Annotated in this window: 20 protein-coding genes; 13 read left to right on the top strand and 7 right to left on the bottom strand. The window is 32.1% G+C overall.

The genetic code is table 11. The annotated features are described in order from the left end of the window. The first annotated feature begins 17 nt into the window (after window positions 1-17). From LNQ81_RS14960 to ygiD, 7 genes are all read left to right on the top strand, one after another. Window positions 18-419 carry a hypothetical protein gene (locus tag LNQ81_RS14960; RefSeq protein WP_229948088.1) on the top strand — a complete coding sequence of 134 codons (402 nt, stop codon included), beginning with the start codon at window positions 18-20 and terminating at the stop codon, window positions 417-419. Beyond that, window positions 420-968 (top strand): DNA-3-methyladenine glycosylase I, encoded by a 549-nt coding sequence (locus LNQ81_RS14955; protein ID WP_229948086.1) that lies wholly within the window; start codon window positions 420-422, stop codon window positions 966-968. A gap of 118 nt (window positions 969-1,086) precedes the next feature. Beyond that, window positions 1,087-1,881: a HipA family kinase gene (locus tag LNQ81_RS14950; RefSeq protein WP_229948084.1), complete on the top strand. Its 795-nt coding sequence runs from the start codon at window positions 1,087-1,089 to the stop codon at window positions 1,879-1,881. Further along, entirely contained in the window at window positions 1,868-2,242 is a 375-nt protein-coding gene (locus LNQ81_RS14945; protein WP_229948082.1) for a DUF3037 domain-containing protein, read from the top strand. Before LNQ81_RS14950 ends, LNQ81_RS14945 begins: the two co-directional genes overlap by 14 nt. Before the next feature lies 1 nt (window position 2,243). Next, window positions 2,244-4,025, top strand: a complete 1,782-nt coding sequence (locus tag LNQ81_RS14940; protein ID WP_336245905.1) for a TrkH family potassium uptake protein — start codon at window positions 2,244-2,246, stop codon at window positions 4,023-4,025. An 8-nt stretch (window positions 4,026-4,033) separates the two neighbouring features. Beyond that, window positions 4,034-4,717, top strand: a complete 684-nt coding sequence (locus LNQ81_RS14935) for a potassium channel family protein (RefSeq protein ID WP_229948078.1) — start codon at window positions 4,034-4,036, stop codon at window positions 4,715-4,717. Window positions 4,718-4,757: 40 nt separating this feature from the next. After that, window positions 4,758-5,585 (top strand): 4,5-DOPA-extradiol-dioxygenase, encoded by an 828-nt coding sequence (gene ygiD, locus LNQ81_RS14930; RefSeq protein ID WP_229948076.1) that lies wholly within the window; start codon window positions 4,758-4,760, stop codon window positions 5,583-5,585. A 2-nt stretch (window positions 5,586-5,587) separates the two neighbouring features. On the opposite strand, the gene LNQ81_RS14925 is transcribed toward ygiD, so the two are convergent. The 4 genes from LNQ81_RS14925 to LNQ81_RS14910 all read right to left on the bottom strand — a co-directional run bounded on the left by LNQ81_RS14925 (window position 5,588) and on the right by LNQ81_RS14910 (window position 9,853). Then, window positions 5,588-6,439, bottom strand: a complete 852-nt coding sequence (locus LNQ81_RS14925) for a GNAT family N-acetyltransferase (RefSeq protein ID WP_229948074.1) — start codon at window positions 6,437-6,439, stop codon at window positions 5,588-5,590. Continuing rightward, complete coding sequence (locus tag LNQ81_RS14920; RefSeq protein ID WP_229948072.1) at window positions 6,429-7,472, bottom strand: NAD(P)H-dependent flavin oxidoreductase; 1,044 nt, start codon at window positions 7,470-7,472, stop codon at window positions 6,429-6,431. Before LNQ81_RS14920 ends, LNQ81_RS14925 begins: the two co-directional genes overlap by 11 nt. A gap of 13 nt (window positions 7,473-7,485) precedes the next feature. Further along, a complete protein-coding gene (locus LNQ81_RS14915; RefSeq protein ID WP_229948070.1) occupies window positions 7,486-8,670 on the bottom strand; it encodes a serine hydrolase domain-containing protein in 1,185 nt (394 codons plus the stop codon). A gap of 67 nt (window positions 8,671-8,737) precedes the next feature. Further along, window positions 8,738-9,853 (bottom strand): C1 family peptidase, encoded by a 1,116-nt coding sequence (locus LNQ81_RS14910; RefSeq protein ID WP_229948068.1) that lies wholly within the window; start codon window positions 9,851-9,853, stop codon window positions 8,738-8,740. Window positions 9,854-9,924: 71 nt separating this feature from the next. Here LNQ81_RS14910 and LNQ81_RS14905 point away from each other — a divergent pair, with 71 nt between their 5' ends. The 5 genes from LNQ81_RS14905 to LNQ81_RS14885 all read left to right on the top strand — a co-directional run bounded on the left by LNQ81_RS14905 (window position 9,925) and on the right by LNQ81_RS14885 (window position 15,067). After that, the gene (locus tag LNQ81_RS14905) at window positions 9,925-10,764 is read left to right on the top strand and encodes a 1,4-dihydroxy-2-naphthoyl-CoA synthase (protein WP_229948066.1); all 840 of its coding nucleotides are present in this window, start codon (window positions 9,925-9,927) and stop codon (window positions 10,762-10,764) included. Window positions 10,765-11,965: 1,201 nt separating this feature from the next. Beyond that, window positions 11,966-12,271 (top strand): DUF2846 domain-containing protein, encoded by a 306-nt coding sequence (locus tag LNQ81_RS14900; protein ID WP_229948064.1) that lies wholly within the window; start codon window positions 11,966-11,968, stop codon window positions 12,269-12,271. A 145-nt stretch (window positions 12,272-12,416) separates the two neighbouring features. After that, window positions 12,417-13,328 carry a 1,4-dihydroxy-2-naphthoate octaprenyltransferase gene (gene menA / locus LNQ81_RS14895; RefSeq protein ID WP_229948062.1) on the top strand — a complete coding sequence of 304 codons (912 nt, stop codon included), beginning with the start codon at window positions 12,417-12,419 and terminating at the stop codon, window positions 13,326-13,328. Between the two features lie 12 nt (window positions 13,329-13,340). After that, window positions 13,341-14,027 (top strand): metal-dependent hydrolase, encoded by a 687-nt coding sequence (locus tag LNQ81_RS14890; RefSeq protein ID WP_229948061.1) that lies wholly within the window; start codon window positions 13,341-13,343, stop codon window positions 14,025-14,027. Between the two features lie 5 nt (window positions 14,028-14,032). Then, window positions 14,033-15,067: an o-succinylbenzoate synthase gene (locus LNQ81_RS14885; RefSeq protein ID WP_229948059.1), complete on the top strand. Its 1,035-nt coding sequence runs from the start codon at window positions 14,033-14,035 to the stop codon at window positions 15,065-15,067. A 128-nt stretch (window positions 15,068-15,195) separates the two neighbouring features. On the opposite strand, the gene LNQ81_RS14880 is transcribed toward LNQ81_RS14885, so the two are convergent. Beyond that, a complete protein-coding gene (locus tag LNQ81_RS14880; protein WP_229948057.1) occupies window positions 15,196-16,065 on the bottom strand; it encodes a helix-turn-helix domain-containing protein in 870 nt (289 codons plus the stop codon). Window positions 16,066-16,310: 245 nt separating this feature from the next. On the opposite strand from LNQ81_RS14880, the gene LNQ81_RS14875 reads away from it, so the two are divergent. Beyond that, window positions 16,311-17,180, top strand: coding sequence for an EamA/RhaT family transporter (locus LNQ81_RS14875; protein ID WP_418887955.1), 870 nt, complete (start codon window positions 16,311-16,313; stop codon window positions 17,178-17,180). Window positions 17,181-17,211: 31 nt separating this feature from the next. On the opposite strand, the gene LNQ81_RS14870 is transcribed toward LNQ81_RS14875, so the two are convergent. Both LNQ81_RS14870 and LNQ81_RS14865 read right to left on the bottom strand, forming a co-directional pair. After that, on the bottom strand, window positions 17,212-18,120 hold the full coding sequence (locus LNQ81_RS14870) for a phospholipase A (RefSeq protein ID WP_229948054.1): 909 nt from the start codon (window positions 18,118-18,120) through the stop codon (window positions 17,212-17,214). Between the two features lie 9 nt (window positions 18,121-18,129). Then, on the bottom strand, window positions 18,130-20,772 hold the full coding sequence (locus LNQ81_RS14865) for a DNA gyrase/topoisomerase IV subunit A (protein WP_229948052.1): 2,643 nt from the start codon (window positions 20,770-20,772) through the stop codon (window positions 18,130-18,132). Window positions 20,773-20,774 lie beyond the last annotated feature (2 nt).

The raw sequence follows: 20,774 nt of genomic DNA, 5'->3' as shown, positions 1-20,774 counted from the left end.
ATAAATACTTGAAATAAATGATCAAATTCAATAAAGAGATACAACAACTAGAAATAAGTGATAATTATAAAGGAAGACTTTCTTCTTCTAGAATTATGGCTTTAGCTATACTAGTTTTAGGAGCAGTGAGACTATATACTGCAAACTGGCAACAGCCAAATGAAATGGATTATGTCTTTTGTATTATAGTTGCAATGTTTCTATATATAAGCGTTAAAAACTTTTTAATTAAAACTTCTATTGAGAAGATAGATAAGTATAATATAAAGTATGTAAAGATGCCTAAAGGATTGGCTACAAAGGCTGTTGTAAAACTAAATAACAGAAAGACTAGAGATATTTTTGGTTTAAAAACAGCAGATGCTAAGAATAAGTTTAGAAAGGTACTTACAGATGCTAAAATAAAAGTACTTAATTAAATGGCTGTCAAAAAACATTATTGTGACTTCTGTAATGAACTTCCTGTAGATTCTGATAATCTGAATAAGTATTATCACGATTATGAATATGGTTTTGAATTAACAGACGACAATGAGTTATTTGAAAGATTAGTACTTGAGATTAATCAAGCTGGGCTGAGTTGGAATACTATCTTACAGAAGAGAACTAATTTTCAACTGGCTTATGCAGGATTCAATATCGCTAAAGTAGCCAGCTTTAATGAGAAGGATATAGAACGATTATTACAAGATAGTGGTATCATACGCAATAAATTAAAAGTGAATGCTGCTATATATAATGCAAATCAAATTATAGTCTTACAACGAGAATTCGGTAGCTTTAAGCAATGGCTAGATCTACACCGTGACTTCCTGTTAAAAGATTGGTTAAAACTGTTTAAAAAGCATTTTAAATTTGTAGGAGGGGAAATAGTCAATGAGTTTCTTATGAGTACTGCTTATTTATCAGGTTCACATCGAGAAGATTGTGCTATACATAAGAAAACACGATTTTATAAACAAGAATAATCTTCCTGATTCATACTGCCTTAATAAAGAGGTGTAATAAAATTTAACTCTCAAAGTAAGTTGCTTTGGGGGTTTTTTAGTTAATATTGCAGGATGTTTCTATTAGAGATTTAAGTAAATGGAAAATAAATTAGGTTTACGTACAGTAACTGTCACCAGATACATCATGCCCCTTCGCGAAGGAGGGTCACTTCCTGCACTTGCAGATGCAGATGATGGCTTTAAGTATGTTTTAAAATTTAGAGGAGCGGGACACGGTGTAAAAGCATTGATCGCAGAACTGCTAGGTGGGCTCATCGCAAAGCAACTAGGACTACAAGTCCCTGAGCTAGTCTATGCAGAATTAGATGAAGCATTCGGGCGTACTGAAGCAGATGAGGAAATACAAGATTTGTTACAGTTTAGCAAGGGATTAAATCTAGGGTTACACTTCTTGTCAGGAGCTTTGACTTATGATCCTTCAGCTTTGCAAATAGAGAGTAAGTTAGCCTCTCAAATTGTTTGGCTTGATGCATTTATAACAAATGTAGATCGCACCTTCAGAAATACCAATATGCTTATCTGGCATAAAGAGTTATGGTTGATTGATCACGGTGCTTCTTTTTATTTTCATCATTCCTTTACGAATTGGGAAAAGAGTGCCCTTACACCTTTCTCATTTATAAAAGATCACGTTCTTTTACCAGTAGCAAAAGACTTAGATGTAGTAGATAACGAATTTAAAGCTTTACTTCAAGACAATGATCTTAATTATATAGTTAATCAGATACCTACTGACTGGTTAGAGTGGGAAGAAACAGATATGAATCCAGAGGAAATTAGATTAGTGTATTTTGAGTTTTTAAAGTCTAGATTAGCTCATTCTCACTTATTTGTTAACGAGGCTAAAAAACATCGCGATGCAGGTATATGAGTATTCTATCATAAGGTACACTCCTAAAGTCGAACGAGAGGAGTTTATCAATATTGGGGTATTAGTATTCTGTAAATCTAAGCGAATATTATTATCCTCATTTCATTTAGACAAGAAGAAGATTGATTGCTTCGAAAGTGAATTAGATTTTGATATACTAAAAGATCATGTTGAAGCTTTTGACCATATTGCTAAAGGTATTTGCAAAAAATCACCTATTGCAACATTAGATGCAGCCGAGCGTTTCAGATGGTTAACTGCCGTAAAAAGTTCATGTATACAAGCTTCTCGTCCACATCCAGGTATGTCAGAAGATATGGAAAATGTGTTAACACGATTATTTAAAGAATTAGTTCTATAAAATGCCACTATATTATTTAAAAGACAATATCATTAAACAATTGAAATTTATTTTAATTCGCCTTCCTTTTTGGATAAGTTTTATCACTTTATTTCTTTTGATCTATGATTTAGGGTTTAATACTTTAAATGATTACCACTATCAGTTAAATATTCTTTATAACACCTGCTTGAGCATTGGTATGTTAGCTATTGCTCGTCGATATTTGTATAAAGGAGGCTATGAGACTACATCAGTTAAGATATTCGATGTTTTTAGTATTATTCTTTATCTAATATTAATCATAGCACGGTTATTACCAGAGCATACTATTCGCTTTTTTGATAGTAATGCTGTTATCTTTTTTGGTGTGTTTTTAATGCTGGTAAGAGAGTTTTCTGTTTTACAGTTGAATTTAAGACAAACTAGAATGAACCCTGCTCAGCTATTTGTAGTCAGTTTTTTATTGATTATTTTCATAGGAGCTTTTATGCTTTCATTTCCAAAGGCTACTGTTACACCAGGTAGTTTGAGATATATAGACGCTTTATTTACAGCCACTAGCGCAGTATGTGTGACAGGATTGTCTACAGTAGATATAGGAGCTCAGTTTACTATTTTTGGAAAGACTGTAATGATCTTTTTGATGGAATGTGGAGGACTTGGGATTATGACCATAGCCAGTTACTTTAGCTTCTTTTTTAGAGGTAAGGCATCGTATGGCAATCAGTTGGTCTTAAAAGATATGTCTTATATAGATAAGCTTGGAGATGTATTTGCGACATTAAAGCGAATTATTATTATATCAGGTATTATTCAAGTCATTGGAATGATTGCTATATTTATTAGTATTAGACACCAGCAATTTGAATCGCTCTTTGACAGAGTATTCTTCTCTATATTCCATGCTGTATCGGCTTTTTGTAATGCTGGATTCACTACCTTACCTGAGAATTTATACACATTTGAATATCGTTTTAATTATCCTTTACATCTAATTATAGCTGGCCTTTTTATCATGGGTGGGTTAGGATTTCCAATTGTATTTAATGTTTATAAATACATTAAACATTTAGTTATAAATAGACTACTTCCTTTGAGTAAAAAAGAAGCTAAAGTATATGTACCCCGTGTGATTAATCTTAGTACGCGTATCATACTAATTACTACTGTAGCCCTAATAGTAGGAGGGACTTTCTTAGTTTATGTATTAGAATACAATAATACATTAGCAGAACACGAGGGAATAGGAAAAATAGTTACTGCATTCTTTACAGCAACTTCCCCTCGAACAGCAGGTTTTGCTTCAGTAGATAATAATATGTTTAGCGTATCTACCTTCCTATTAATTATTTTATTAATGTGGATAGGTGCATCCCCTGTTTCTACGGGAGGGGGAATTAAGACGAGTACATTTGCTATTGCGATTTTGAATATTTGGTCCTTAATGAAAGGGAAGTCTAGAATAGAAGTATATAGACGCGAAGTAGATCAACTGTCTGTTCAGCGTGCCTTTGCCATTATCTTTTTATCATTATTCGTGATAGGGATAGCGATTTTTGCATTATCTTTCTTTGAACCTAATACAGATTTATTGCGATTAGCTTATGAAGCCTTTTCTGCGTATAGCACATCAGGATTAAGTGCAGGACTAACAGCAGGACTAACAGACCCAAGTAAAGTAACACTTATTATGCTTATGTTTATAGGTAGAGTAAGTATGTTGACTATACTCATCGCAATAAGCAGAAAAGAAACACTTACAAACTATAGATATCCAACAGAAGAAATTCTGATTAACTAAAATACAGCATGAAATATATAATCATAGGTTTAGGAAATTTTGGAGCTTCACTAGCTCAGAAACTTACAGAACAAGGAAATGAAGTTATCGGAGTAGATAAAAATATGGCTAGGGTAGATGCTAATAAAGATAGAATATCACATACTATATGCTTAGACTCTACAGATCAATATATGATGTCAGGATTGCCTTTAGCTAATACAGATATCGTAATAGTAGCTATAGGTGAAGATCAAGGAGCTAATATTATGACGACTGCCGTTCTTAAAAACCTTAATGTGAAACGCCTTATAAGTAGAGCGATCACGCCTGTGCATGAGAATGTACTTCAAGCTATTGGTGTAGACGAAATAGTACATCCTGAAGAAGAAACAGCAGAGAGATGGGCAAAGAAATTATGTATCAAAGGTGTAGTAGACTCTTATGAAATAAATGGTAGATATAGTATTGTAGAAATTACTGTTTCTGACCGTTTTGCTGGAAGAACACTAGGAGAGATTGGTTTTAGAACTAATTATAACTTAGTAGTACTCACTACGCTTAAGATAAAAGAAGAGAAAAGTTTTATAGGCTTACATAAAAAAATACACGAAGTACAAGGTATTGCGTCTTATGAAACAGTTTTAAACAAAGGAGACATTATGGTTATTTATGGCGATAATAGAGATATCAAAAAAATATTAGCTGAATAGTTTTTGATTATTAATTAGGTTTACTAAAAGTAGTTAAGTTATGCAACATCAAGTTCTAAATGATTTGTTTTGGTTAAAAGATAGAAAAGAGGAAATGCCTATACTATTTGTAGGACATGGATCACCTATGAATGCTATAGAAGATAATGAATTCTCTAACTACTGGAAGAATCTAGGTAAACAACTACCAAAACCTGAAGCTATTCTTGTGATTTCTGCGCACTGGTTAACTAAAGGCACATTGGTAACTGGCAATTCAACACTAAAAACAATACACGATTTTAGAGGCTTTCCTAAAGCATTATTTGATGTTAACTATGATGTAAAGGGTAGTCCTTTATTAGCACATGAAATCATTGGATTAAATGAGCAGAAGATAATTCATGAAGATTTGACTTGGGGGCTAGATCACGGTGCTTGGTCTGTCTTATGTCATTTGTTTCCAGAAGCCAATGTACCAGTATTACAGCTTAGTATAGATTATTATAAAGATGCGGACTATCACCTAGAAATAGGGAGACAGTTACAAGCCCTTAGAAGGAAAGGTGTGTTAATTATCGGTAGCGGAAATATAGTACACAATTTATCTGCTATAGATTGGGATAATATGGATACAGATAATTATGGATTTGATTGGGCTATAGAAAGTAATGAGATAATAAAGAAAGCTATATTATCTAGGGAGTATAATACGATACTAGATTATAAAAAACAAGGTGCCAGCATGCAATATGCTATACCAACACCAGATCATTACTTTCCTTTATTATACATACTAGGATTGAGCAATAAGAATGATAATGTGCATGTTTTTAATGACAAATATGTAGGAGGTTCCTTAAGCATGACTTCTTTCCTCTTTGGTTAAGCTTAGTATAGATACATTTCCATTTCTATTTGCTCTAGATATGGTTCTCCACCAACAGATTTAAAAAAAGAGTGAATACCAAAGTTTTGACCATCTATATTAGTTATTGTAAAGTTTCTTTCATTGCCTATTAATTCTTTAACAAGATATGAGGCAATGCCTTTACGTCTATAATTCTCTTTTACCCAGATTTGAAGGATTCTATTGTTCTTAGGATTAAAAATAAGATATCCTACAGTAGTCGAACCTATAATTGCTTTTTTTATGATTAACGAAGTTTCGAAATTATTGACACAGAATTCACTATTTTGCCACGTAGGAATGATATCCTTCTCAGCAAAAGAAATTAAGTACTCATAGTAAGGTAGATTACTTATCTGTAAACCTTCTATCTCTTCAAATTTAGAAGTTTTTATATTTATAATTCCTTTGATACAGTTGACAGATCTCCATTTTTTAAACCCTATCTTTCGATACGACTTGTTTGCTGTTTCGTTAGAGCTAATAACTTCTAAGTTTATTTTACGCATATTAAAACTCTTAAAAAGAGGGATAGCGTAGTCATACATTTTAGTTGTCAGATTATTCCCTCTAAACGAAGGTAATACACCCGTACCAGCATTATACAAATAGTCATTGTTCTTAGCATGTAGGATAAAACCTACTAGCTCTTTATTACAGAAAGCACCTACTGAGATAGTTAGATCAATACCTTCTGCTTTAATCTTATCCTGCAGTTGCTCAGTTGTTAACTTCATAGGAACAACATAATCAGAGAAAGATTTATTAAATACTTGTAAAAGCTCTTCTAAATTTATATTTTTTAAAAAACGATATTGAAAACTATAATTCATATACTTCTTTAATCAATTTGTTTATAATATTTAATGACGAATCTCTTTTGGCATAGTGTGAATGTGTTCCACTCCAAAGAGAATTAAAGTTATGAAAAAAATTCTGTTTTGCAAAATTTCTTAAATTTTGTGTTAAATTGTTTTGAATAGGGAATAAAGGAATCTTTTTGTTAGAATTATCTATTGATATTGCAAATTTATTAACAATTCCTCTAGCAAATTTACCTGAAAAAGATTTAGTCAATACTGTTTCTATAGGAATTCCTTTGTCTAAAAGCTCTTTTTGGTATTCTGTAGCATTACTTTCATCAGCTGTTATAAATAGAGAACCATAACAGATCATAGTTATTCCTTTATCTAAATAGTGTTTTCCTACCTGACCATTATATAGTCCACCTGCTACAAAAAGAGGTTTATTTATATGAGGATAAACTTGATCTACTAACTCTTTTAGTGGTAAGTTATCATCAAGAGTATCTTTTAAGAAAGAGCCTCTGTGACCTCCTGCTTCGATACCTTGTAATAATATCGCATCTATGCCTTTACTATCTAAAAAGACAGCTTCTTCTAAAGTAGTAGCTGTCCCTATTAGATAAATACCTTCTGAATGTAATTCTTTTATTTCTTGATCTGTAAAGCATCCAAAGGTAAAGGCTAGATATTTTAGCCCTAACTTTTTAACGATCTCTAGATTGTCTTGGTAATTTTTTTGTTTAAACTCATTAATCTCTTCATGAATATAGCCAATCTCTTTTCCAAGTTTAGCTATCTCTTCCTGCATTGTGTCTATGTCCTCTTGTACGACTTCCACTATTGGATTAAGAAACAGGTTAACGATAAATGGCTTATCAGTTAAAGACATCGTCTTTAAGATTAATTCTTCGCTAAGGCTAGGAGGTAAGCCACCTAAAGGGAGGGTTCCTATTGCGCCTGCATTGCTCACTGCTGCCACCATTTCAGGTGTTGCTACTCCTAACATTGGAGCTTGGCAAATAGCGTATTTAATACCAAAAATATCATTCACTGTTTTCATAATCTTTATTATTTTAGAGTTCCATATCTCCTACAGGATAGTCACCAAAATGGTGTGCTAAACTGACTGTCTTATATGTTAAGCTAGAATACTTATTAGAAAATAAGATAATACATACATTATCCTTTGCCAATCGTATATATGAAGAAGTATTTCCTCTCCACCAACCATTGTGATAGGTATAGTTATCCCCATTGTCCATTTCGATTAGACGCATTCCTAAGCCATAATTCCTTTTGCCTTTACTTTCATAGCTATAGCCTTTATACATCTCTTGTTTAAGATCTGCACTAAGAAAGTTATCAGAGTATAAAGCTGTATCTAGTTTTAGAAAGTCTCTAGGAGTAGTGTATATATTCTTATCTCCATAGGTTCCATCTAAGTAATCCCATCGTTGTAAAGAGCTATTTTTATAAAATGACTGAGTTACTTGATTTTTTAATGATACATCATCAAATACAAAACTATGTGCCATATCTAAAGGTTCGAATATCAACTCTCTCAAGGCTTGCTTAAAGGTCTTATTGGTCACTCTCTCTACGATAGAAGCTAATAATACATAGTTAGTATTACTATATGTAAACTTAGAATTAGGTTTAAAATCTAAGGTTACTTTCTTATCGTTAATAGTATTTATTACATCTTCATTAGTCACTGTTTTCTTTATGTCCCATATATTTTTATAATAGCCATAATATCTTAGTCCACTGCGATGACTTAGCAATGTTCTAACTGTAATCTCAGGATAAGGAAACCCTTTTATAATCTCAGAAACACTCTGATCTAGACTAATTAGCCCTGCGTCTACTAACCTTAAGACAGCTACGGCTGTAACCACCTTTCCTACTGATGCCACATGCATAGGTGTCTCACTATTAATAGAATCATTACCACGTCTATCAGATACTCCTGAATAGTTTTCATAGATAATCTGGCCATTCTTAGCCACTAAGAAACTTCCTGTATATCCACTTTTATTGATATTATCATTATAAAAATTCTCAATTACATGAGCCTTTTCTAAAATATACTCTGTTGATACAATTGGAAACTCAACTCTATATGGGTTTTCAACTGGTACATTATGTTCTTTTATTAAAGGAATATTAGTAGCTAAATCTCTGTTCTCTTTTTGTTGACACGCATTAAACACTAATGCCGCTAACAATGTTACTGCTATAATTTTTTTATTAATCATTCTTTTTTCCAAGTAGAAGACCAGCTAGATAGATATTATAACTGGTCTAATTTATTGTCGTTAACTACTATTTTAATCCTAATTTATCCTTTGTAATTTTTTGTAGTCCATCTTTGTGTAGAAGCACAGATATTGACTTCAATTTAATATAAGGAATGCTCATGTAAATATAACCATCATTTCCAACACGATCACTATTTGCACCCCATGAATTTTTTACTTTATAGTAAATATTGCCATTTTGATCCTTGACTTTTCCTACAATATGCATTAAATGGTCATCTTGTGTATTGAAGTTATAAAACTCTTGAAGTCTATACTCAGAAGTAATATCCTTCTCTTTTATAATTTCTGTTAATCCTTTTACATTATCTTTTTCATTCTCAGCAATAAATGCTATTCCATGTTTTCCTGAGAATGATTTTTCTGATACATCACAGTCTAGTGATAAAGTGTATCCCATATCAAGGGCATAATCTATATTCTTAATATATTCTTCTAATGGCAAATTATACATGCTTCCGTTAGAGAAATTGTCAGGAATATTTAATATAAACGAAGAGTAGTTTGTTTTATTGTTAAAAGAGGTGATAGTGATGTAGTCGTCTGGGTTTATTGTAGTAAATTTCAGAAAACTTTCAGGAGTATACTTTTTCCCTTCGTAGGTAAATTCCTTAATGTTCTTCCCAATATATTTATCTAATACGACTTCAGTAATCTCCTTCCAGTTATAAGAAATAGGAGAATCACTCTTAGCATAGGCATCTATAATGCCTTTTAAAACTTTAAACAGTTCACTGTGATCAAAAGACTCTTTCCCAACTAATCCAGAATAAGCCTCTATAGGCACTACGCCATAAGTACGGATACTATTAATAACATCATGTGCTAAACCTCCTTGTCCAAACTGTGTTTTGCCTTGTCTAAGAATGTAGTTTTCTATCTTCTCTGGATAGATATTGCGTACAGTGTACATCTCTGATAGATCTATGTGCTTATTTGTTTTTCTCATAATCTCCGATTCTAAGAATGAAGATGTACTAAAACTCCAACAAGTCCCTGTTTTTCCTTGACTTATTACTGGGGTAGCATCAAGGTCTATAATGGTGTGAAAATCATACTCTTGAGCATAAGAGCTTAATCCTACAAAAAGGATACTAAGTGATAAAAGCGTTTTTTTCATATATTATAATGTTTTGGAATGGCAATATAATGCAAAAAATAGGTTATTTTTACCCTAAATTCAAAAACATTATGAGTAAGATTCAATGGGAAACAGCTATCGAGTTTGAGGACATTACCTATAAAAAGTGTAATGGAGTTGCTCGTATTGCCTTTAATAGACCAGAGGTTCGCAATGCTTTTAGACCTAAAACAACTAGTGAACTATATCGTGCTTTTTATGATGCACAAGAAGATACATCTATCGGTGTAGTATTATTATCTGCAGAAGGTCCATCGCCTAAAGATGGTATCTACTCTTTCTGTAGTGGAGGAGACCAGAAGGCTAGGGGACATCAAGGGTATGTAGGAGATGATGGTATGCATCGTCTTAATATCTTAGAGGTACAACGTCTAATCAGATTTATGCCTAAAGTAGTGATCGCTGTAGTACCAGGATGGGCTGTAGGTGGAGGACATAGTCTTCACGTAGTATGTGATATGACTTTGGCAAGTAAAGAACATGCTATCTTTAAACAAACAGATGCTGATGTAACTAGTTTTGATGGAGGATATGGTTCTGCTTACTTAGCTAAAATGGTAGGGCAAAAGAAAGCAAGAGAAATCTTTTTCTTAGGTAGAAATTATTCTGCTCAAGAAGCTTTCGAGATGGGAATGGTAAATGCTGTGATCCCTCATGCTGAACTAGAAGATACTGCTTATGAATGGGCTCAAGAAGTATTAGCTAAATCTCCTATGTCTATCAAGATGCTTAAATTCGCAATGAACTTAACAGATGATGGAATGGTAGGACAACAAGTGTTCGCTGGTGAAGCTACACGTCTAGCTTATATGACTGAAGAAGCTGTAGAAGGGAGAAATGCTTTCTTAGAAAAAAGAAAACCAAACTTCACTAAAAAGTGGCTTCCATAGTAGAAATATAAATAGTAAAAGATATAAAAAAAGAACCATCCTCTATTGGATGGTTCTTTTTTTTGCTATCATTTTAACCACTATATATGTTCTTTTTTTACAAAATACGATCTAGATATAACCCCTTACGCGTTACAGTAATTAGTTGTTACGACAAGCTTTTTTTATCTTAAAAAGAAGACTGTCTTGAATAAAGATTCAATCCATTAATCCAAAATGCCTATCTAATCACTTAAATTATTACTTTACATAACATGTAATATGTATTAATATTCAAATAGTTACAGAATTAAAAAACAACACATAACTTATTGTTATAGGAACTTAATAGAAAGATATTTGAAAATTTAAAATGAATATAAAGAAGATAAATGAATGAATCTTCTAGTTCTAATAATCAGTCAATAGGTGAGGGTTAATTCTTGTTAAAAAAGAGGGAATATTCCTCTAGTTCAAATCTATCTTGTATAATTACTTTTCGTTTGTTTGTCTATCACTATTTTAGAGTTTAAATCTCTTTTCATATTATCTCTATTGAAATTACTTCTACTAATTTATTAATACATCTTAAAGCTATCTTGTTTGGTATGATAGAATATTGATAGCATAGTAAATCCATAATGACTCTATGAAAAAGACTGTTTTAATCAAGTCACTATGGACTCACTTGAACGGAAATAGCCACAAGTGACTTCATATTTAGAATAAGCAAGCTATTCAGAAATATATAATAATGAATTAGATAAAGGGGGTGGTAAATATGATTAGATAGTAGATGTCTACTATCTAAATTTTATTAGGAGGAGTAAGCAAATTCTTTTAACCCAGAATAAGTGATAGCCAGATATACGAAAAGTAATTATACAAGATAGGTCTGAATGGCGATACAAGGATACTATAGTATTTTTATAGCGCTAATGAAAGAACTATGAAGTAGAATTCTTTATAGTATTTGGAATGCTGATTGTGGTTTAAGCTAGAGAATTTAGTTTTGTATAAGTGACCTAAAGCTTTTCTAAACGATACAAAGATATAAAAAAGAACTAAGGATTTGATAAACAGATAGATAAATAATATATAATGATCAAACGTTTATCTAAAACGACTTACTTGTTTAAAAATTAGTTGTTAAAAATAGTTGATTTTTATAGGGCTACTTCTTTAATAACTCATAACTTTACTAAAAACAAGTTGGAATTAAATGATGGCAAGAATAATCTTAAGAAGAAAGAAAGCTTTCGTAGAAAGATTTAGAAACTATACTATATATTTAGATGGGGAAAAGCTAGGGTCTATCGCTAATGGGGTAGAAATGGATTTCGAAATACCTGAAGGAAAACATATTTTAAGTACTAAAATAGATTGGAACACTTCGAATGCGATTATCTTTGAAATTGCAGAAAACCAAACATTAACTTTCTCTGTCAAGGGAGCTAATCCTTTATATGCCCTATACTATACATTCGCTAAACCTCATAAGTACTTAAAGCTTAAACTTATCGGATAAACTAACTTTTCGTTTACTACACATACTTTGTTTAAAAGTACATAAGAGTAGTCTTAAATAGAGAGTATGTCATTATTTCTATTTAATTTTGAGCTTTTAATACTCTTTAAGAGCTTAGTACTCTTAGTGCAATTTAGATTCATTGATGATAAAATTTAAAGCTTGGGTAAGTGCAGCTAGACTGCGTACATTACCACTTTCAGTTTCAGGAATTATAATAGGAAGTGCCTGTGCATATCCATTCTTTTCGGCTAATGCCTCTTTCTTGAGCATATTCTTGTTCGCTATATTAACTACACTGTTGTTACAAGTTCTATCTAACTTTGCTAATGATTATGGAGATGGAGTAAAAGGAACAGATAACGAAACTCGTATAGGTCCTCAACGAGCTTTGCAGAGTGGATTAATCTCAGCCAAAGAAATGAAGAAAGGTGTTATCGTTACTTCATTACTCTCATTAATTGCTGCGTTAATCCTAATCTATATCTCTTTTGGGAGAGATAACTTCTTTACTTCACTATTTTTCTTCGTTTTAGGAATATCGTGTGTGGCAGCTGCTATTAAATATACAGTTGGTTCTGGCGCTTATGGATACAAGGGATTAGGAGATTTGTTTGTTTTTATTTTCTTTGGATTAGTTAGTGTTATTGGGAGTTTCTACTTATATGGCCAAGTATTAGATTATTGGGTTATCTTACCAGCCATCGCAGTTGGTAATTTAAGTATTGCGGTATTGAACATCAATAATATGCGTGACTTAAATTCTGATAAACTAGTAGGAAAGAACACCTTAGCTGTTAAACTAGGGAGAGAAGGCGCAAAACAATATCATTACTTTATCGTTCTATTTGCTCTTGTAGCATTTATAATATATGGAATACACGCAGATCTATCTATTTATAAATACTTCTTTATCATTGCGTATATTCCTTTATTAAAGCATTTAGTATTCGTAAAGAAAAATACAGAACCAAGAGAATTAGATTCACAAATGAAGATAGTAGCCTTAAGTACATTTTTGCTTTCTCTATTATTTTCAATAGCTTTAGTACTTTAAACAATTATACTTATGAAAATCACATATTACGGACATGCCTGTTTAGGTATTCAAGTGGAAGATATTAATATTATAGTAGATCCCTTTATCTCAGGTAATCCTTTATCAGCAGCCAAATCCATAGATGTAGATGCTATAAAAGTAGATTATATATTAATAACTCATGCGCATGGTGATCATATCGCTGATGTAGAGCGTATCGCTAAGAATAACCCTGATGCTATAATCGTATCTAATGCAGAGATAGCAGGGCACTATGAGGCAAAAGGATTTAATGCACACCCTATGAACCATGGGGGATCATGGACTTTTGATTTTGGTAAATTAAAGTATACTCCAGCTATTCACTCAAGTTCTTTTCCTGATGGAAGTTATGGAGGACAACCAGGAGGATTTGTTATTGAAAGTAAAAATAAGAATATCTATATCGCAGGTGATACTTCTCTAACGATGGATATGAAGTTAATTCCAATGTTTACAAATCTTGATTTAGCTGTTTTACCTATCGGAAGTAACTTCACTATGGATGTAAATGAAGCTGTTGTTGCTTCTGATTTTGTTAAATGTGATAAAGTATTAGGATATCACTTTGATACATTTGGATATATAGAAATAGACCATGAAGAAGCAAAGCGCAAATTCTTTGAGAAAGGAAAAGATTTAATGCTATTAAATATAGGTGAGAGTTTAACGCTATAAGTGTTATGAAAGCAAGTTATAAAAAACATAATCTGATATTCGAAAGACCTTCAAGTACTTCTAGAGGAGTGCTTACTGAAAAAGAAACTTGGTATATCACTTTAGAAGATAATAATAAAAAAGGAATAGGAGAGTGCGGTATACTGCGCTCTCTTAGTTTTGATGATAGACCTAATTATGAAGAAAAATTAAAGTGGGTAGTTGATAATATTCACTTGGGTCAAGATTTTCTTTGGGAAAGTTTGAGAGAATGGCCTTCTATACAGTTTGGTTTAGAACAGGCATTCTTATCATTAGAAAGTGAAGATCCCTTTATTTTATTTCCTTCACCATTTACAGAAGGACAAGATTCTATTGCTATCAATGGATTAGTCTGGATGGGAGAAGAATCTTTTATGAAGGAGCAAATCGATGACAAGCTCAAAGAAGGGTTTACTTGTGTTAAGCTTAAGATTGGAGCCATTGATTTTGAAAGAGAATTAGGGTTATTAAGGTATATCAGACAGCACTATTCTGCTAAAGATATAGAACTTAGAGTAGATGCTAATGGAGGGTTTGGTCCTGAAGAAGCTAATGATAAATTAGAAATACTTAGTCACCTAGATCTTCACAGTATAGAACAACCTATTAAACAACACCAAATCAATGCTATGACTGCATTATGTGAGAATACACCATTGCCTATTGCATTAGATGAAGAATTAATAGGAATACTCTCTATAGAAGACAAAAGAGAGCTACTAGATAAGATAAAGCCACAGTATATTATACTAAAACCTAGTTTAATAGGTGGGGTTAAAGGAAGCTTAGAATGGATCTCTTTAGCAGAAGAAAGAAATATAGGCTGGTGGATAACCTCTGCTTTAGAGAGTAATATTGGTTTAAATGCAATCGCACAATGGACCTATACATTAAATAATACGATGCCTCAAGGTTTAGGTACTGGTGCTTTGTATACTAATAATGTAACTAGCCCTTTGGAGGTTAAAAATGGAGCATTATGGTATAACTCTACTTTAAAATGGGATAATATTATCTAAGTAAAAAATACTATGATATAAAGTGACTGCTAATCAGCAGTCATTTTTTTTGAAGACAAGTGGGGATTTATGTCTTCTACTTTTAGGTATAAACAGGAGGGGAGTAGTCTATTTAAAACTCATGTATTCTAAGACTTTCTATATTCATCAGGAGAAACTCCCACATACTTCTTAAAAAATCTAGAAAAATAAGAATTGTCTTTAAAACTTAATTTATAAGCTATTTCAGCTGCAGAAAGATTAGTATTGACTAGTAATCTTTTACTTTCTAATAAGATTCGACTTCTAATAACTTCTCCTGCAGATTGTCCTTTGATTTTTTGACAAATAGCATTTAGATAATTTGGTGTTACATAAAGAAGCTGAGCATATTCTTTGGGAAATCTCAATTCATAGAAATTCTTTTCAACCAAATGCTCATATTGCTTAACTAAATTAGCGGGTTGCAATTGATTATAAGAAAAATTATTTTCATGATTAATTTGTTTCTTAAGATGTAGTAAAAGCTCTAGTATATAAATTCTAATCAGATTGTAATCACAATTATCTTTGATTTGAAGCTCAAATGTTATTTTATCAAAAATATTAGCTACAATAGAGAATTGTTGGAAAACATTGAGTTTATTATATTCTGTATTATAACTAAAAAAAGGTAAAGACTGAATAAAATCAGTTTTTAGAAGAAAAGGAGAAAAGAAATCAGTAGTAAAGTTTAAGATAAAACCTTGTGTAGTTTCATTAAAATCCCATCTATGTACTTGTTCTGGTGATAAAAAGAAAATATCTCCTTTATTCACAGAGTGTAATTCATTATCAATGTAATGTATACCAGAACCACCTGTAATTAAAAGAATTTGATAAAATGCATGATGATGAGCAACCGAAACAACATTATTTCGCATTTGAATTATTCTGTGTAAGTCGAAAATAACACAGTCCTTTAGAACATTATTCTGATCTAAAAGGTCACAACTATTATACCTTGGAATCTTTTTCATATTTTATATTAAGACAACTATAGACTTAAATTACTAATTAATATAATATAATTTATACAAAATTAATGAATAATTGTTTATGTTGGTTATAATGTTTGATTTATATATTTAATAATGAAATAAAATAACTATGTTAAACTATAATACATGTTATGTAAAATAGAATATTTTAAAAGAACTCTTACTCTATTTTAGTACATCAATCTCCTAATTGACCTATATTTGCACTTATACTTGATTATATAATGTTATACCTACTTCTTAGTATACTCAGCAGTATATCTGTTGGTGTTTTTTTAAAAATTCTTAAAAAAGGAAATATAGATATCTTTCAGATTATTATCCTTAATTATATAGCTACAGTCTTGCTGTCATATTTTATATTTGAACCAAATATTCAATTTATAAGTAATTTTCCCATTCCACTAGTGTTAGGTTTAGGTATTTTACTCCCTTTGATATTTGTAATGCAATATTTGAGTATTAGATATACTGGAATTATAAAAACTGATATTGCACAACGAATGTCTCTTTTTATTCCAATATTAGCTTCTATATTTATCTTTAAGGAAGACATTTCTAATCTGAAGTATTTAGCATTATTAATAGGGTTCTTGTCTATAGGCTTAATTCTAAAAAAGAAAGATAATAATGAAGTAAAGAATAAATACAGTTTTCTATATTTAATACTAGTTTTCTTTGGTTTTGGAATAATAGATATTTGCTTTAAACAAGTTGCTCTATATAGTACTATCCCCTACACTACTACTCTATTTTATGTATTCGGAGTGTCCTTAATGCTTTCTTTTGTATTCTATTGGATCTATATGATCTACAAGAAGCAGAAACTAAACATAAGCAGACAGACGATAATATATGGAGGTGTAATAGGTATACTAAACTTTATGAATATATACTTCTATCTGAATGCTCATAAGGCTTTCTCTAGTAATCCTACTGTTGTGTTTGCAGGGATGAATTATGGTGTTATATTCTTGGGAACCTTAATAGGATACTTCTATTTTAAAGAGAAACTAAGTAAGGTAAATATCGCAGGCTTAGGTCTAGCTGTACTCTCTATAGGACTACTCATTTACAGTCAATTAAATGAATAAAAAAGGCGATGAATTAAGTTCATCGCCTTTTTTATAACCATTCCATTAGTGAAATACCTATTCCTATATTAGTTTGTTTCCAATTATAATCTATCATTGTCTCTCCATATCCATTATTAACAACAAGAAAAGCTTTTAAGTTGTTCTTGATTGGATATGCCCAAGTAAATTCTAAGAAACCTCTGTAATTATCATTAAATCTCAAATTATTTCGAACCATTAGTGTAAAGAGTTGCCCATTTTTAGGTTGGTAACCCACTACTAGTTCGCCTCTTCCGACATAGTCCTCTATTCTTGGATTATCATCAGATTTAGCATCCTCAGATAATCTAACCCAAGGTCTTACTAAAAATGTCCAGTTCTTATATTCCATTCCCAAGTGCATTGTTATTCTATTCCAACTCCTAGAATATGGTAGACTCTTTCCATTAGACTGGTGATTAAAACCTATTCCAGCCATAGTGAACTTAAAGTTATTAATCGAATAATCAAGAGGATAGTTAAAGATCACCTCTGGCTCATAGTTTAACTCTCTAAAAGGTCTTGACTCCTTTTCATTATAAGCTTGCCAATTTGCAGTCTGAGTAAAAGCGACCCATATATCTCCTTTTCCCCAGAATACTCCTGATGCCATCTTAGTCTTGAAGCTTATCTGAAAACGCAATTCTACATTATCATAATCTATAGATTCAGTAGCATTATTTAAATCATTTAAGCTATTGGGCTGCTCATTTGGATGACTTGACCAACGTGCTGGCATTAAATATATAGGCTTATAAGGAGTAATAGTAAACGTTTTACCTTTATTCTCTGGATTCAAATCCCATCTATCACTAAGCCCTTTTATCTCTCTTTTTTGATCAAATAGATTGTCTTCTACTTCTTGGGCAAAGAGTTGATTTCCTATTAATAAAGCTATTACAAGATAACTGTACTTCATTTAATTATTCTAAAATAGTAATGTTAGTTGATCATCGTCGTCTAATTCTGTTTCAGGTGCTTCTCCTATAATGATTTCCTCCTCTTCTTCTTCTTCCTCTTCCTCCTCTATATAAGGCAATGATTCTAATATATTCACCTGACGTATCTTATCTAAAGATACTTGATTCCCTAAAGCTTTAATTCCCTTAATAGTTATAAACTGCTCTACATCAATCAGTAAGTTTTCCTTTTGAACGCCTTTTACTTTAGCAAACACAACCTCAAACATAGGTCTGAAATCTGTAGATACTATTTCTAATTTAGAATTAGCATGCTCAGTGATGAATATTTCTTCGCGGTTTTCATTTTCAATAAGGAAGCGTTTTAAATAATAGCGATTTTTCTCTCCATCAAAGTATAAGGCAGAAATCGGCTTATTACTCTTCCACTTCTCTAATACGATCATATCTTCCTCAAAGTGCGTAGTTAGCTCAGGAACAATAGTCTTAAGTTTACCACTTTGATTAACAATCAACAAGCGATCTTCCGGTTTAAACTCACCTAATAACTCTCCTCTACCATCTACATTAAGACGTTTAACTGTCTCATCAAACCAAATCTTACGTGGGCGTAAAGTAGAGATACCTTTCTCTTTTAATTCTATCTTTTTGATAGCATACTTAGTAACCACATTTCCTTTAGCTACTCTACCTTTAATTAATAGTTCTGCAAAGTCTAAGTCAAACTTCAGTTTCTTAACGTTAGTCAACTGTCTTAACAAGATAGTAACGACTTCAGCTTCACCATTAGGATTTGCTGAAAAGTATAAGATTTGTGAACCAGGTTTGTCTTGCGTTAAAGGGTACATTTTATCACGAGTTACCCCTGTTACATTAAATCGCTTGATAAATGATGATCCAGACTTGCCATCTCTATAAATAATATTATAGATAGTTCGCTTGTCATTTTTATCCCAAACAGCAATGTGTATGATATCTTTTCCCACGAATTTCTTCTCATCTACACGAGATACCATCATAGAGCCATCTCTTAAGAATACGATAACATCATCTATATCAGAACAGTCACATACATATTCATCTTTTCGAAGACCAGTCCCAAAGAAACCTTCTTCTCTATTTACATAAAGTTTAGTATTTCTAAGAACTACCTTAGTCGCTTCTATGGTATCAAAACTTCTTAACTCAGTAAGACGTTCTCTACCTTTACCATATTTCTCTTTAAGAGAAGTAAAATATTTTATAGCAAAGTCTATTAAGTGTTCTAAGTTGTATTTTACTATTTCTATCTCTGCTTCTAAAGCTTCAATGTTCTGATTAGCTTTATCAATATCAAAACGAGAAATACGCTTAATACGTATCTCTGTTAATTTAGCAATATCATCTTGAGTAATAGCTCTTTTTAGATTAACTACAAAAGGCTTAAGCCCTTCATCAATAGCATTTAATACTCCTTCCCAAGTTTCTTCTTCCTCAATCGCGCGGTAAATACGATTCTCAATAAAAATACGCTCAAGTGATAAGAAGTGCCATTTCTCTTCTAGTTCATTTAATTCTATCTCAAGTTCTTTCTTCAATAAATCTACTGTTTGATGAGTAGAGTTCTTGAGCATTTCTGATACACCTGTAAATAAAGGTCTATTATTCTGAATAACACATCCTAATGGTGCTATAGACGTCTCACACGCTGTAAAAGCATATAATGCATCTATTGTCTTATCAGGAGAAGTGCCTGGAGGTAGATGAATTAATATCTCTACCTGGGCAGCAGTGTTATCCTCTATTTTTTTAATCTTGATCTTTCCTTTCTCGTTTGCTTTAAGCACACTTTCTATCAAACTAGTAGTAGTGGTAGAAAAAGGTATTTCAGTGATTACTAAAGTATTCTTGTCTAACGGAGCTATTTTAGCTCTAACGCGTACACGTCCTCCACGAGCTCCATCATTATAATTAGATACATCTGCTATCCCTTGAGTAGGAAAATCAGGATATATTGTAAAAGGCTTACCTTTTAAAATCTTAATAGATGCATCTATTAATTCATTAAAGTTGTGAGGAAGTATTTTAGTAGATAATCCTACTGCGATACCTTCACCACCTTGCGCTAAAAGTAATGGGAATTTAACAGGTAGATTAATAGGTTCATTCTTTCTACCATCATAAGAAGCCTGCCAGTTTGTTATCTTAGGAGAATATAATACCTCTAAAGCAAATTTGCTTAGACGAGCCTCGATATAACGAGAAGCTGCAGCACCATCCCCTGTTAGGATGTTCCCCCAGTTCCCCTGCATATCAACCAATAGATCTTTTTGTCCAAGTTGAACTAAGGCATCACCAATACTTGCATCCCCGTGTGGGTGATACTGCATCGTGTGCCCTACGATATTAGCAACCTTGTTATAACGTCCATCATCCAACTCTTTCATCGAGTGCATAATACGTCTCTGTACAGGCTTAAAACCATCTTCGATAGCAGGTACAGCACGCTCTAAGATAACATAAGAGGCATAATCAAGGAACCAATCCTTGTACATACCCGTTACCTTCGTTATGGTCTCAGTTACTTCTTCCTGAACATCAGAGTGATCCTCTATAGGCTGTTCATTATTAATATTGTTTAACTCTTGATCTAAATTCTCGTCTTGGCTCATAA

The organism is Myroides oncorhynchi (assembly GCF_020905415.1).
GTDB lineage: Bacteria > Bacteroidota > Bacteroidia > Flavobacteriales > Flavobacteriaceae > Flavobacterium > Flavobacterium oncorhynchi_A.
The sequence above is the reverse complement of the archived record's forward strand: the minus strand, read 5'-3'. Positions and strand labels throughout refer to the sequence as shown.